At 71.9% G+C, this 13610-nt stretch carries 14 protein-coding genes and 1 pseudogene; 8 read left to right on the forward strand and 7 right to left on the reverse strand.

Annotated elements, in window-relative coordinates:
- From FED44_RS33425 to FED44_RS33435, 3 genes are read right to left on the reverse strand one after another with little or no spacing between them, the layout of a single operon-like run.
- Entirely contained in the window at nt 1-663 is a 663-nt protein-coding gene (locus tag FED44_RS33425; protein WP_138463169.1) for an ABC transporter permease, read from the reverse strand.
- Between the two features lie 28 nt (nt 664-691).
- Nucleotides 692-1366, reverse strand: coding sequence for an ABC transporter permease (locus FED44_RS33430; RefSeq protein ID WP_111698875.1), 675 nt, complete (start codon nt 1364-1366; stop codon nt 692-694).
- On the reverse strand, nt 1363-2409 hold the full coding sequence (locus tag FED44_RS33435; RefSeq protein ID WP_138463170.1) for an ABC transporter ATP-binding protein: 1047 nt from the start codon (nt 2407-2409) through the stop codon (nt 1363-1365). Before FED44_RS33435 ends, FED44_RS33430 begins: the two co-directional genes overlap by 4 nt.
- 283 nt (nt 2410-2692) lie before the next feature.
- On the opposite strand from FED44_RS33435, the gene FED44_RS33440 reads away from it, so the two are divergent.
- The gene (locus FED44_RS33440) at nt 2693-5224 is read left to right on the forward strand and encodes a hypothetical protein (protein ID WP_138463171.1); all 2532 of its coding nucleotides are present in this window, start codon (nt 2693-2695) and stop codon (nt 5222-5224) included.
- A gap of 113 nt (nt 5225-5337) precedes the next feature.
- Nucleotides 5338-5994: a TetR family transcriptional regulator gene (locus FED44_RS33445; protein WP_138463172.1), complete on the forward strand. Its 657-nt coding sequence runs from the start codon at nt 5338-5340 to the stop codon at nt 5992-5994.
- A 79-nt stretch (nt 5995-6073) separates the two neighbouring features.
- Here FED44_RS33445 and FED44_RS33450 read toward each other — a convergent pair whose 3' ends face one another.
- Both FED44_RS33450 and FED44_RS33455 read right to left on the reverse strand, forming a co-directional pair.
- The gene (locus FED44_RS33450) at nt 6074-6409 is read right to left on the reverse strand and encodes an MmcQ/YjbR family DNA-binding protein (protein WP_111698889.1); all 336 of its coding nucleotides are present in this window, start codon (nt 6407-6409) and stop codon (nt 6074-6076) included.
- 54 nt (nt 6410-6463) lie between these two features.
- Nucleotides 6464-7492 (reverse strand): GDP-mannose 4,6-dehydratase, encoded by a 1029-nt coding sequence (locus FED44_RS33455; protein ID WP_111698890.1) that lies wholly within the window; start codon nt 7490-7492, stop codon nt 6464-6466.
- A 245-nt stretch (nt 7493-7737) separates the two neighbouring features.
- Between FED44_RS33455 and FED44_RS33460 the strand changes: the two genes are divergently transcribed.
- The 3 genes from FED44_RS33460 (at nt 7738) to FED44_RS33470 (ending at nt 10826) form a co-directional block, all read left to right on the forward strand.
- Complete coding sequence (locus tag FED44_RS33460) at nt 7738-8979, forward strand: glycosyltransferase family 4 protein (RefSeq protein WP_138463173.1); 1242 nt, start codon at nt 7738-7740, stop codon at nt 8977-8979.
- A gap of 75 nt (nt 8980-9054) precedes the next feature.
- Nucleotides 9055-9768: a class I SAM-dependent methyltransferase gene (locus tag FED44_RS33465; RefSeq protein WP_111698894.1), complete on the forward strand. Its 714-nt coding sequence runs from the start codon at nt 9055-9057 to the stop codon at nt 9766-9768.
- A complete protein-coding gene (locus FED44_RS33470; protein ID WP_138463174.1) occupies nt 9765-10826 on the forward strand; it encodes a glucosidase family protein in 1062 nt (353 codons plus the stop codon). The genes FED44_RS33465 and FED44_RS33470 overlap by 4 nt, the downstream gene beginning before the upstream one ends.
- Here the strand turns inward: FED44_RS33470 and FED44_RS33475 are convergent, their stop codons facing one another.
- Entirely contained in the window at nt 10827-11456 is a 630-nt protein-coding gene (locus tag FED44_RS33475) for a class I SAM-dependent methyltransferase (protein WP_138463175.1), read from the reverse strand. It lies immediately after the preceding gene.
- Nucleotides 11457-11497: 41 nt separating this feature from the next.
- Here FED44_RS33475 and FED44_RS33480 point away from each other — a divergent pair, with 41 nt between their 5' ends.
- From FED44_RS33480 to FED44_RS33490, 3 genes are all read left to right on the forward strand, one after another.
- Nucleotides 11498-11692, forward strand: coding sequence for a ferredoxin (locus tag FED44_RS33480; protein WP_111698898.1), 195 nt, complete (start codon nt 11498-11500; stop codon nt 11690-11692).
- A gap of 2 nt (nt 11693-11694) precedes the next feature.
- Nucleotides 11695-12780: a Zn-dependent alcohol dehydrogenase gene (locus tag FED44_RS33485; RefSeq protein WP_138463176.1), complete on the forward strand. Its 1086-nt coding sequence runs from the start codon at nt 11695-11697 to the stop codon at nt 12778-12780.
- Between the two features lie 109 nt (nt 12781-12889).
- Nucleotides 12890-13384: an MSMEG_6728 family protein gene (locus tag FED44_RS33490; RefSeq protein WP_111698902.1), complete on the forward strand. Its 495-nt coding sequence runs from the start codon at nt 12890-12892 to the stop codon at nt 13382-13384.
- Nucleotides 13385-13477: 93 nt separating this feature from the next.
- On the opposite strand, the pseudogene FED44_RS33495 reads toward FED44_RS33490, so the two are convergent.
- A pseudogene (locus FED44_RS33495) lies at nt 13478-13610 on the reverse strand (sugar phosphate isomerase/epimerase); the annotation flags it as partial.

Genomic DNA, 13610 nt, shown 5'->3' on the forward strand with positions numbered 1-13610 from the left:
TTAGCGGGTCTGTCGGACTCCCGGCGAGACGACCACCCGGTCGAGGAGGAGGAAGCCGAACTGGACGGCCAGCGCGAGGGCCGCGACCAGGACCGCGCCGCCGATCACGCTGGAGTACGCCTTGGTGGCCAGGCCGTCGATGATGAACCGGCCGAGCCCGCCGAGGCCGACGAACGCCGCCACGGTGGCGGTGGAGACGACCTGGATGGCCGACAGGCGCAGCCCCAGCAGGATCAGCGGCAGCGCGACCGGCGTCAGCGTCCGGAACAGCACCTGCGGCCCGCGCAGGCCCATGCCGTACGCCGCGTCGCGCAGGTCGGCGTCCACCCCGCGCAGTCCCTCGTACGTGTTGACCAGGATGGGCGGGACCGCCAGCACGATCAGCGGGACCAGCACCGGCAGCACGGTCCCCACCCCGGCCAGCAGCACGACGAGCACGAGCAGGCCGAGCGTCGGCAGGGCCCGGGCCGCGTTCGCCGCGACCACGACGAGCAGCGCGCCGCGGCCGGTGTGACCGATGAGCATGCCGAGCGGCACGGCGATCAGCGCCGCGACGAGGAAGGCCGCCGCCGAGTATCCCAGGTGCTCCAGCAGCCGGACCGGGATGCCGTCGGGGCCGGACCAGTGCGCCGCGTCGCCGAAGAAGTCGGCCAGCCAGTTCATGCCGTGCCCCCGTTCACGCCGCTCCCGTTCATGCCGTGCTCCTCGCCCGGGACCAGGGGGTCAGCAGCCGCTGGGCGAGCACGAGCAGCCCGTCGGCGAGCACCGCGAGCAGCACGATGAGCGCGATCCCGACCACGATCGGCGTGTAGAACTGCCGCTGCCAGCCGTCGATGAACAGGTTGCCGAGCCCGCCCTGGCCGATCAGCGCGCCCACGCTCACCAGGCTGATGCTGGACACGGTCGCGACCCGCAGCCCGGCCAGGACCACCGGCACCGCCACCGGCAGCTCGACCCGGAGCAGGCGGCGCGCGGGCCGGAAGCCCATCGCCACGGCCGACTGCCGTACGGGGTCGGGGACCGAGGCCAGCCCGTCCACGACGGCGGGGATCAGGATCGCCAGGGCGAAGAACGTCAGCGGGATGACGACGGTCGCGCGGGTGAGCCCGGTGACCGACAGGAACACCGAGAACAGCACGAGGGAGGGCAGGGAGTAGGTCACGTTCATCAGCGCCGCCGTCGGCTGGTACAGCCACCGCCACCGGGCGCAGGCCAGGCCGAGCGGCAGCGCCACCACCAGCCCGAGCAGCACCGGCAGGAAGGCCGTCACGACATGGTTCTCCAGCAGCGTGCTGATCGCCGAAGGGCTTCCGCTGTCCCAGTTGCGCGCGATCCAGTCCCAGCGGACCAGGGGCTCCTCGATCACGCGGGCGCCTCCTCGGCGGAGCCTGCGCCCTTTACAGGCGGCGCGTACTCGGCGAGCAGCTCGTCGATCGCGTCCCGCCCGGCCACCCCGCGCACGCGGCCCTCCTCGTCCACGGCGACCGCGACGCCGTTCGGCGACAGCAGCGCCGCGTCGAGCGCCGCCCGCAGCGAGTCGGTCTCGGGGTCGAAGGTGCCGTACGCCGCGAGGCCGTCGCCGGTCCGCCAGCCGAGCGGCCTGCCGTCCTCGCCGGTAACGAGGTCGGGCGGCGCCGGGCCGAGCCGCACCTCCTTGGCCGAGATGAACGACAGCCGCCGGATGCCCCGGTCGCGCCCGAGGAACCCGCGGACGAAGTCGTCGGCCGGCTCGGTGAGCAGCGTGGCGGGGCCTGCCATCTGGGCCAGCCGCCCGCCGACTCGTAGGACGGCCACCGTGTCGCCGAGCTTGACCGCCTCGTCGATGTCGTGGGTGACGAACACGATCGTCTTGCGCAGTTCCGACTGCAGGCGGAGCAACTCGTCCTGAAGGCTGGCCCGGACGACCGGGTCGACGGCGCTGAACGGCTCGTCCATCAGCAGCACCGGCGGGTCCGCCGCGAGCGCCCGGGCCACGCCGACCCGCTGCTGCTGGCCGCCGGAGAGCTGGAAGGGATAACGGTTCGCGAGGCCCGCGTCGAGCCCGACCAGTTCGAGCAGCTCCATCGCCCGGGCGCGGGCCTTCTTCTTGTTCCAGCCCAGCAGGTACGGCACCGTCGCGACGTTGTCCACGATCCTGCGGTGCGGGAACAGGCCCGCCTGCTGGATGACGTAGCCGATGCCGCGCCGAAGCGTGGGCGGGTCGATCTCACGCACGTCCTGGCCGTCGAGGGCGATACGGCCGGAGGTGGCGTCGATCATGCGGTTGATCATCCGCAGCGAGGTGGTCTTGCCGCAGCCGGAGGGGCCCACGAACACGGTGATCGCACCTGTGGGCACCTCGAGGCTCAGGTCGTCCACGGCCACCGTCCCGTCCCGGTAGCGCTTGGTGACACCTTCGAATGTGATCACGCCGTATCTGCCCTTCGAAAGAGTGTGCGATCAAGGCAACACAGGAGGCGCCCTCGCTCTTCCCCGTCAGCGCCCCGGAAATCGTGGCGGCCCCCACCGCGTTCGTCAGCCCGGCCGACAGCCATGGAGGATACTCGCGGGATCCGGGCCTGAATATCTATCAATAGGGCATCTCCTGATGCGGGGTGCGCCGATGTGTTGGCATGATTACTCTCACGCCTCTCCTGTCCCTCCGCTCCGTTCCTCCCGTAGGGACCAGCCACGAACCCCAGAGGAGCCGGTCGTGACATCACCGCTCACCGGTCAGCGCTCCAGGAGCGAGCTGATCGCCGAGCTCTTCGAGCGTCACGCCGCGGGGTTGTTCGCGTACTGCCACGACCAGCTCGGCGAGACCGCCTCGGCGGCCGACGCCGTGGTGGCCGTCTTCACCACCGCTCCGGCCGCCGCCGAACCCCCCTCGCGCGCTGTGCTGTACGCGCTGGCCCGCCGGGAGATCTACCGCCGGGACGTCAGCTACGCGCTGCCCGCCGTGGACTCCGTCGCCGACCCGGCCACCGCGCTGATCGAGCGGGTGTTCCGCGACATCCGGCCGCACCAGCGGGAGGTCCTGCTGCTGTCGGAGGTCTGCGGCCTCACGCCCCCGGAGCTGTCGCTGGTGCTCGACGTGGCCGTCGACACCGCGGAGGAACTCGCCGCCGGAGCGAAGCGCCGCTTCACCCAGACGCTGGCGACGGCGGTCGCCGCGGCGAGGTCCGCGCCGTTCGTGCCTCCCTCCGTCGCGGAGGTGTACGACGCCATCGGGGTCGCCCCCGTCGCCGACGTGCTGGCCCGGCTGCCCTGGCGTCATCCGTCCGCCTCCGTGCGGAACCGGGTGCTGGCGGCGCTGCCGTACGAGGAGCCCGGCGACCCGGCCGCGACCGGTGCCGAGCAGGTGGCGGACGAGTCCGGTGCTCAGCCTGGGTCCGGCGGGCTCGTCACCAAGAGGCTGTGGCCGACCACCCCGACCTGGCCGCTGCCGCTGAGCGACCCCGACCAGGTGACCAACACCTGCGTGGTCAAGACCGAGGCCCTCACGCCCCAGGAGCCCCGGCGCAGGGCCAAGCACGAGGCGACGACCGAGCCCATGCCCCGGCTGCGCGGCGCGCTGCTCAACTCGCTCACCGAGGGCCGCCTGCGCAGAAAGCGCGCCACCCGGCCGGAGCCGCGGTCAGAGGAGACCCGGTCACACGAAACCCGGGCACGCGAAGCCCAGGCACGCGAAAGCCGGGCACAGGGAACGTCGGCGCAGGAGAGCCCGGGGCAGGAGGCGTTGGCGGCGCCGGTGGAGCCGCGGACTCCCCCACGGTTCCCGTCCCAGGCTCTGTCCGACACCCTGTCCCAGGCGGCTCTGTCCGACGCCCCATCTCAGGCGCCGTCCCAGGCGTCCACGCCGTCTCGGCCGCAGTCTCAGGCCTCGTCGCAGCCGCCTGGGTCGCAGCCGCCTGGCTCCGGCCTTGCGGAGTCCGCGTCGGGCGTTCCCGTGCCCGGCTTCGGTGTCCCGGAGTCGGCGGGACACGCGGGTCATGGCGGTTCTGTGGCTGCCGAAGGTCCCGCCACAGACAGGTCCGCCGTCGAGTGGTTCAAAGCCGAGGGCTTCGAGGCCAACAGGTTCGACGCCGACAGGTTCGAGGCTGACAGGTTCGACGCCTTCCGCCCGGCCGACCCGTTCGACGCCTTCGCTCCCGCGACCCCTCCCGGGGTGGCCCGGCCCGCCGACCCGCCACCCGCCCCCGCCGTCTTCGCGGACGATCCGCAGCGGCAGACGCCGGGCGAACGGCGCGACTTCGACGCGTTCGCGCCCGCCGGCCCGCTTCCGCCCGGTGAGTCCTTCGACGCCTTCGCATCTCCCGGCGCACTCCCGCCCGGTGAGCCCTTCGACGCGTTCACACCCCCCGGCCCGGCCACCGCCGCCACGCCCGCCGAGCCGTTCGAGGCGGCGCACACGCTCCTGTTCGAGACGCTCCGCTCCGCCGAACCCTTCGACGCCTTCGCGGCCCCGGCCGAGGCACCCGCCAGGCCGGCCGGCGAGCCGGCTGCTCAGCCTGCCTCTGACGTGACCGCTGATGCGGCCGCTGGGCCGGACTCCCGGCTTGTCACGGAGGCCGCCGCTCCGCCCGAGGCGTCCGGGCCGACTGAGGCGTTCCGCCCGGCCGAGAGCACCGCGATCCCGCAAACCGTGTTCCCGGAGGCTGTGTTCCCGCAGGCGGAGTTCCCGCAGTTTCCGGAGGCTGAGTTCCCGCAGTTTCCGGAAACGCAGTTCCCGCGGGTCGAGGAGCAGGTGAAGCATCCCGTCGGCGGCTATCCGGCGGCGTTCCCCGAGGACGACGCCCCCGGCACGCCGGAAACGAACAGTGCGCCGACGACGAACGGTGCGCAGGAGGCGGGCGGCGAGCAGGCCGTCGACGCGCCTGCGGCGAAGGCCGATGTGGACCCCGTCCCCGACCCTGCCGTCACACCGGCAGCCGCGTCGGCCGCACCGGCCGCCGTCCCTGCTGCCGTCCCTGCCGCCTCGCCGGTCGCGCCCGCGCGGAATGACGGCAAGCGCCCGGCCAAGAAGCGCACGACCAAGAAGCAGACAGCCAAGAAGCAGACGACCACCAGGAACGCCGGTAGCGCCGGGAACGCCGAGGCCACCGGCGTCAGGCCCGCGGGGAAGGGACCGCGCAAGAAGAGCGACCGGCACTACGACTGGCTGTGGGAGGTCGTCGGCTTCCTGATCTGCCTGATCATCGCGCTGGTCGTCTTCTTCACCGTGCCGACGATCGTCACGCACTGACCTTCCCGCTCGGGACAAGTGAAGTAGAACCGATTACATTCCGCGAAATGCCCGCGTTTCTGTGACTGGTGGGTAACCAGTCTGAGCGGGCGGGAGTCGGATAGCGTGTTCTCATGCGCACTTCGCATGTGGTCGCCGACGTCCCGCCGCCGCGTCCCGACGCGCCCTCCGGCACGGGCGCGCATGCGGCTCCGGCCACTCCCGGAGTCCGCACCCGGAGCCAGCACCAGCGACGCCGTCGGATTGTGCAGGCGGCCGCGGCCCTCGCCTCCCGCGGGGGCGTCGAGGCGATGCAGATGCGCACGGTGGCCGAACGTGCGGGCGTCGCGCTGGGAACGCTCTACCGCTACTTCCCCTCGAAGATGGACCTGGTCGTGGCGGTGGTCGGCGAGGAGATCGACCTGCTGGAGTCCAGCATCGAGCGGCGGCCCCCGAATGCCGCCCATCCCGCCGGCCGCGCGGCCGACGTGCTGATGCGGGCGACCCGGGGACTGATGCGCGAGCCGGAACTGGCCGACGCGCTGATCCGCTCCCTGATCATCGCGGAGGTGGAGGCGCCGTTCGGCGACCGGATGGCGAGCCTGGTGCTGCGCGTCGCCACCGGCGGCCGCACCGCGGACCTTCCCCCCGACGACCAGCTCGCTCTCACCGGGTCCCTGGTGGGGGTGTGGGTGCAGGAGCTGCTGGAGATGCTGCGCGGACGGCGAACCTACGAGCAGATCCAGCACCGGATCGAACTCGCCGCCGAGCGGCTGCTCGCCGGTTTCTAGAATTCACCGCCCGCTCCCGGAATCATCCCCGCAGCCAGGCCGGGAATTGGGCTAGAACGAGTTCCAGTTCATCGGGACGTCATTCGAATGCCTCGACGAGGGCCTTGGGCGCGGTCAGGCACCACGCCTCGGTGACCAGCTCGAACAGCTCGTCCGGATCGATCCCGTCCAGGCGGACGACGACCCAGCCGAACCGCCCGGCGGTGAACTGCGGCTCGAACACCTCGGGACGCTCGGCCACCAGCGCGATCTGCTCCTCGATCGTGGCCTTGAGGCCGACCGTCCGGGTCCGCTCCCAGAGGTAGCCGAAACCCTTGTCGCGCACCTTGAAGGAGACCCAGTCGCCTCCCTCGCTCTGCCGCACCTCGGGCAGCCGGTCCAGCATGCCCAGGAACTCCTCGACGCTCACACCCATGTGTCCGTCGTACCAGAGCGCACCGACAGAAACGCGCCGCCCCGGGCGGGACGGTCACGGCCAGGAGGGATTGTCCTGCTCGGGGTCACGCCCGTCGGCGAGGAGGCGCAGGTCGGCCTCGACCATCATCGCCACGAGGTCCTCGAACGACACCGTCGGCTCCCAGCCCAGCTGGGTGCGGGCCTTCTTCGGGTCCGCGCACAGCAGGTCGACCTCCGCCGGCCGGTGCAGGGAGGAGTCGCAGACGACGTGCCGCTCCCAGTCCAGCCCGGCGGCGCCGAAGGCGGCCTCGACCAGTTCGCGCACCGAGTGCGTACGCCCGGTGCCGATGACGTAGTCCTCGGGCTCGGCGGCCGACAGCATCAGGTGCATGGCCCGGACGAAGTCGCCCGCGAAACCCCAGTCGCGGCGTGCCTCCAGGTTGCCGAGGCGCAGCTCCGACGCCATGCCGAGCTTGATCCTCGCCACGCCGAGCGAGACCTTGCGGGTGACGAACTCCGCCCCGCGCCGGGGCGACTCGTGGTTGAACAGGATCCCCGACACCGCGAACATCCCGTACGACTCGCGGTAGTTCTGCGTGAGGAAGTGCCCGTACGCCTTGGCCACGCCGTACGGCGACCTGGGGTGGAAGGGGGTGCGCTCGGTCTGCGGCGTCTCCCTGACCTGACCGAACATCTCCGAGGACGACGCCTGGTAGAAGCGGATCTGCCCCGCGGGCGAGCGGCGCGCGGCGGTGATCCCGGAGCAGACGCGGATGGCCTCCAGCACCCGGAGCACGCCCATGCCGGTCACCTCCCCGGTGAGCTCGGCCTGCTCCCACGACATCGGCACGAACGAGATGGCCCCCAGGTTGTAGACCTCGTCCGGCTGCGCCTTCTCGACCGCCGAGATCAGCGATCCCTGGTCGAGCAGGTCGCCCCGTACGAGCCGCACGTCCTGCAGGAGGCGGCGCACGCGCGGCACGCGCGGGTTCGCCTGGCCGCGGACCAGCCCCCAGACCTCGTATCCCTCACGCAGCAGGTGCTCGGCGAGATAGGAGCCGTCCTGACCGGTGATGCCGGTGATCAGCGCACGCCTGGCCAACGGATCCTCCTCATACCATCCAACTCGGCCTATGAGAGGCGAATGTACCGCCCTGCCCGACCTCACCCACCTGGCCGATAGTAGAACGCGTTACACCGAATCCCGTTCGGGTAACCTAACACCCCAGGTCGGGGAGGGTGAGGGTCGAGCGAGGACCACTTCCACCTCACAGCACCCCGGATAAGGTCAAATGGTAGTGTTCCTGGCAGCAGCCCCACGGGGGCACGACTGGAAAGGGGTGCCTCTTGGCGGAGAGGCTGCGAGTCGCGCTGCTGTCCTATCGCAGCAAGCCCACCTGCGGCGGCCAGGGGGTGTACCTGCGCCACATCAGCCGTGAGCTCGTCGCCCTGGGCCACCACGTCGAGGTCTTCTCCGGCCAGCCGTACCCGGAGCTGGACGAGGGCGTGATCCTCAACAAGGTCCCCAGCCTGGACCTCTACCGCGACGAGGACCCGTTCCGCACGCCGAAGCTCGCGGAGTACCGCGACTGGATCGACGCGCTGGAGGTCGCCACCATGTGGACGGCCGGGTTCCCCGAGCCGCTGACGTTCAGCCTGCGCGCCTTCCGCGAGCTCAGGAGGCGGCGGGGCGACTTCGACGTCGTCCAGGACAACCAGACGCTGGGGTACGGCCTGCTCGGCATCCAGAAGCTGTTGCCGGTGGTGGGCACCATCCATCACCCGATCAGCGTCGACCGGCGGATCGAACTCAAGGCCGCCAAGGGGTGGAAGCGGCTGTCGATGCGCCGCTGGTACGGGTTCGTCCGCATGCAGAGCGTCGTCGCCCCCCGGCTCAGCCCGATCCTGACCGTCAGCGAGTCGTCGCTCGCCGACATCCACCGCGACTTCAACGTGCCGCAGTCGAACATGCGGCTGATCCCCCTCGGCGTCGACACGCGGTTCTTCCACCCCCGGCCGGAACTGCCGAAGCGGGAGAACTCGATCGTGGCCGTGGCCAGCGCCGACTCCCCGATGAAGGGCGTCGCGACGCTGCTGCGGGCCGTGGCCAAGCTCGCCACCGAGCGGGAGGTCAACCTGACCGTGGTGAGCAGGCCCACCCCCGGCGGGCCCACCGAACAGCTCGTCGGCGAGCTGTCGCTGCACGACCGGGTGCGGTTCGTGCACGGCATCCCCGACGAGGAGCTGGCCGAGCTGATCGCCACCTCCGAGGTGGCGGTGGTCCCCTCCCTGTACGAGGGCTTCTCGCTGCCGGCCGTCGAGCACATGGCGTGCGGCACCCCGCTGGTCGCCTCGCGTACGGGCGCCCTGCCCGAGGTGGTCGGCGACGCGGCGATGCAGGTGCCGCCGGGCGACCCGGAGGAGCTCGCCGCCGTGCTGCGCCGCCTGCTCGACTCCCCGCGCGAGCGCGAGGAGTACGGCCGCCGCGGCTACGACCGCGTGATGGAGCGCTACGCGTGGCCGGTCGTCGCCCGCCGCACCGTCGAGGCCTACCACGAGGCCATCGCCGCCCACACCCCCTCGCGGTGACTCCCCGGCCCCGGCGAAGCACAGCTCAGGAAGCACAGCCCCAGGTAGCACGACCCCACGAAAGGCAGGCACCGAGTGCTGACCGTCGACTTCGCCCGGCTGCCGGTCGGACCGGGTGACCGCGTCCTCGACCTCGGGGCCGGTGGTGGCCGGCACGCCTTCGAGGTGCTGCGCCGCGGCGCCGACGTGGTCGCCTTCGACATGGACGCCGCCGAGATGGAGAGCGTGGCGGCCATGTTCGCGGCCATGGACAAGGAGGGCGAGGTGCCGGCCGGCGCGACCGGCGACACCGTCGTCGGCGACGCCCTCGACATGCCGTTCCCCGACGCCTCCTTCGACCGCGTGATCGCCGCCGAGGTGCTGGAGCACATCCCCGACGACATGGCCGCGATGCGGGAGATCGTACGCGTGCTCAAGCCGGGCGGCCGGGCCGCGATCACGGTCCCGAGCTTCCTCCCCGAGCGCGTCTGCTGGGCGCTGTCGGAGGACTACCACACCACCCCCGGCGGACATATCCGGATTTATACGTTGGCGGAGCTCCAGGCGAAGCTGAAGGCCTCGGGCCTGGAGGTCGGCGGCCACCACCACGCGCACGGGCTGCACACGCCGTACTGGTGGATCAAGTGCGCGGTGGGGGTGAAGAACGACGAGCACCCGCTGGCCAAGGCGTACCACGAGCTTCTCGTCTGGGACATCATGAAGCGCCCCCTCGCCACCCGGCTGGCCGAGGCCGTGCTCAACCCCCTGATCGGCAAGAGCGTGGTCGTCTACGTCCGGAAGCCCGCATGAGGCGGGTGCCGGACGTTCCCGGGATCATCACCGCAGACCAGGTCCTCCGTACGGCCGAGAGCATCGCCGCGATCCAGGACGACGAGGGCGGGGTGCCCTGGCCCGAGGGCCACATCGACGCCTGGAACCACATCGAGTGCCTGATGGCGCTGACCGTGGCCGGGCTGCGCGACGAGGCCCGCAAGGGCTACGACTGGCTCGTACGGCACCAGCGCCCGGACGGCTCCTGGCCCATGAGGATCCGGGACGGGCGGCCCGCCGAGGCCGCCGGCGAGTCCAACCACGCGGCGTACATCGCGGTGGGCGTCTGGCACGACCTGCTGGTGACCGGCGACGAGGACTTCGCCCGTGCCATGTGGCCGGCGGTCGTCCGGGCCCTCGGCTTCGTCATGGGACTGCAGACCACGCGGGGCGAGATCCTCTGGCAGCGCGACGCCGAGGGCCGACCGGCGGACTACGCCCTGCTCACCGGGTGCTCGTCGATCCACCAGGGCCTGCGCTGCGGGGCGCTGCTCGCCGAACGGCTGGGCGACCCGCAGCCCGACTGGGAGCTCGCCGCCGACCGGCTCGGCCACGTCGTCGCCCACCACCCCGAGGCGTTCGCCGACAAGAGCCGGTTCTCGATGGACTGGTACTACCCCGTGCTCGGCGGCGCCGTACGCGGGGTGGACGCCGTCCGCCGGTTCGACCTGGAATGGGACACCTTCGTGGAACCCGGCCTCGGGGCACGCTGCGTCTCCGACCAGCCGTGGGTGACCGGCGCGGAGTCGTGCGAACTGGTGCTCGCGCTCGACTCCGCCGGGCTGCGGGACCGCGCGCTGACGGTGTTCGCGGACATGCAGCACCTGCGTCACGAGGACGGGGCCTACTGGACCGGGTGGCAGTTCGTGAACGAGCGGCACTTCCCCGACGAGCGGTCCGGCTACACGGCGGCCGCGGTGGTGCTCGCCGCCGACGCGCTCGCCCGCACGTCCCCCGGCTCGGGGATCTTCCGCGACGCCGGCGGCCGGGAGGCCCGCATCACCGGCGAGTGCGGCTGCGAGCGCGCCCGCGCCTGATCAGCTCTTCTCCAGCACACGCAGCGACCCGGTGACCCGCACCTCCTTGAAGGCGCCCGAATCCAGCGCGCGCAGATAGACGTGGTACGGCGCCTGCCCGCCGTCGGCGGGATCGGGATAGATGTCGTGGAAGACGAGCGCGCCGCCCGGCATGACGTGCGGCGCCCATCCCTCGTAGTCGGCGGTCACCGGCTCCTCCGAATGGCCGCCGTCGACGAACAGCACGGCGAGCGGCGTGGCCCAGAACCGGGCGACCGTCGCCGAGTCGCCGACCACTGCGATCACCTCGTCCTCCAGACCGGCGGCGGCGATCGTGTCACGGAAGAACGGCAGCGAGTCCATCCGCCCGGTCCTCGCGTCGACCAGGTCGGGGTCGTGGTGCGGCCAGCCGGGCTGGATCTCCTCCGACCCCCGGTGATGGTCCACGGTGAAGACCACCGTCCCCGCCTGCCGCGCCCCGGCGCCCAGGTAGATCGCCGACTTGCCGCAGTACGTGCCGATCTCGCAGACCGGCCCCCGCAGGCCGTACGTCGCGGCGGTCTCGTACAGCGCCTCGCCCTCGGCGGGCGGCATGAAGCCGCGCGCCTTCTCGGCGGCACGGCGCAGCGGAAGGGGCATCGGAGTTACCATGACGGGCACCCTACCCGGGCCCCCGATGAGGAGGACGCGTCGTGAAGATCGTTGTGGATTACGAGGCGTGCGAGGCCAACGCCGTCTGCATGGGTCTGGCTCCGGAGGTCTTCGAGGTCGACGACCAGGACAACCTCTGGGTGCTGACGCCCGAGCCGCCCGCCGAACTGCTCGACCGGGTCCGCCACGCGGTCCGGTCCTGTCCGAAGGCCGCGTTGTCCCTCGTGGACGAGTGACCATGCGCGGCGCGATCCTGCACGCGGTCGGCGACGACAAGCTGGACATCCGCGACGACATCACGCTCACGCCGGTGGGCCCGGGCGAGGTGCGCGTGCGCGTACGGGCGACCGGCGTGTGCCACTCCGACCTGTCGGTGCTGACCGGCGTGCTCCCCCAGCCCCTGCCGATCGTCCCCGGTCACGAGGGCGCGGGCGAAGTGGTCGAGGTGGGCGACGGCGTCACCACCGTCAGCCCGGGCGACCACGTCATCGTCAACTGGACGCCCGCCTGCGGCGACTGCCCGAGTTGCCGGGCCGGTCAGCCGAACCTGTGCATGACCTACATGATGAAGGGCTTCACCGAGCCGCGCTTCCGCTTCGGCGGCGGCACCCCCGCGTTCGGGATGGCCGGGTGCGGCACCTGGGCCGAGGAGATCGTCGTGCCCTGGCAGGGCGCGATCACGGTCGACCCCGACGTGCCGTACGAGGTGGCGGCGCTGATCGGCTGCGGCGTCACCACGGGCGTCGGCGCCGTGCTCAACACGGCGAAGGTCCGCCCGGGGGCGACCGTGGCGGTGGTCGGCTGCGGCGGCGTCGGGCTGTCGGTGATCCAGGGAGCCCGGATCTCCGGCGCGACCACGATCCTCGCGATCGACCCGCTGGAGTCCAAGCACGCGCTCGCCCTGAAGGTGGGGGCCACCCACGCCTGCACCCCCGACCAGGTCACGGACGCGATCGGCGCCCTGACCGGCGGTCAGGGCTTCGACCACGGCTTCGAGGCGGTCGGCAGGTCGGCGGCCATCATGACGGCCTGGCGGGCGACCAGGCGCGGCGGTGACGTCATCGTCGTCGGCGCGGGCGCCGTGGACGACCAGGTGCCGCTGAACGCCTTCAGCCTGTTGTTCGAGGGCAAGAACATCCTCAGCTCGCTGTACGGCGGCGCCGACGTCCGCAGGGACTTCCCCCGCTTCGTGAACCTCTACAAGGCGGGCAGGCTCGACCTCGACAGCATGATCAGCTCGCGGATCAGGATCGGCGACCTGAACGAGGCGGTCGCCGCGCTGCGCGGCGGCGAGGTGCTCCGGCAGATCGTGCTGTTCGACTGAGCACACGGCTGAGAACACGGCTGAGAACACGGCCGGGCCACCCCTGACCACCGGAGATCTCCCTGCCCGGACGGATATCTCCGGCGGCCGCGGGTACGCGGACGGCGACATGCAGACGTTCCTGCCGTATCCGGACTTCACCGCCTCCGCGCGCGTGCTCGACCCGCTCCGCCTGGGCAAGCAGCGGGTCGAGGCGCTGCAGGTCCTGCGTACGCTCACCGTCCCGGGGTACGGCTGGCGGCACCATCCCGTCGCGCACATGTGGGCCGGGTACGAGGAGGCGCTGGTCCGCTACGGCCTGGAGATCGTCGCGGCGTGGTGCGACATGGGCCGGGCCGACACCTGCGCCGGGACGATGACCAGCGAGCTGCTCGGCTGCCGCGGCATCGAGACGCCCCGCACCCAGGTGGCCCTCGCCGAGGCGGGCGAGCTTCCGCCGTGGCTGGGCGATCCCGCCCTCCACCTCAGCCACCGCTCCGCCCTGCTGCGCAAGGACCCCGGGTTCTACGGCCCGTTGTTCCCCGGTGAGCCCGACGACCTTCCCTACGTCTGGCCCGGCTCCGATCGCGTCAACGCCCTGCTCCCACCCCGCCGGACCGTCTGAGCACGACAGCCGAACACAGCAGGGCCGGGCGGCGAAGGCGCCGCCCGGCCCTGTTGGAGAGACCCGGCCCTGTTGGAGAGAGCAGAGGCGGGATCAGCTCTCGGAGGAGAAGGCGGCGTCGAAGGCCGCGTCGGGTGGGGTGATGGCGTTGAGTGCGCGGATGTAGGCGAGGGACTCGGGTGCGCCGTGCAGCCGGTCCATGCCCGCGTCCTCCCACTCGATGGAG

Origin of the sequence: Microbispora triticiradicis (assembly GCF_005864065.1) — a bacterium.
Taxonomy (GTDB): domain Bacteria; phylum Actinomycetota; class Actinomycetes; order Streptosporangiales; family Streptosporangiaceae; genus Microbispora; species Microbispora triticiradicis.

Coding starts and splice junctions, on each gene's coding strand:
- FED44_RS33475 (WP_138463175.1), bottom strand. CDS start 11,456: ATGGTAACTCCGATGCCCCTTCCGCTGCGCCGTGCCGCCGAGAAGGCG.
- FED44_RS33470 (WP_138463174.1), top strand. CDS start 9,765: ATGAGGCGGGTGCCGGACGTTCCCGGGATCATCACCGCAGACCAGGTC.
- FED44_RS33450 (WP_111698889.1), bottom strand. CDS start 6,409: ATGGGTGTGAGCGTCGAGGAGTTCCTGGGCATGCTGGACCGGCTGCCC.
- FED44_RS33445 (WP_138463172.1), top strand. CDS start 5,338: ATGCGCACTTCGCATGTGGTCGCCGACGTCCCGCCGCCGCGTCCCGAC.
- FED44_RS33490 (WP_111698902.1), top strand. CDS start 12,890: ATGCAGACGTTCCTGCCGTATCCGGACTTCACCGCCTCCGCGCGCGTG.
- FED44_RS33425 (WP_138463169.1), bottom strand. CDS start 663: ATGAACTGGCTGGCCGACTTCTTCGGCGACGCGGCGCACTGGTCCGGC.
- FED44_RS33485 (WP_138463176.1), top strand. CDS start 11,695: ATGCGCGGCGCGATCCTGCACGCGGTCGGCGACGACAAGCTGGACATC.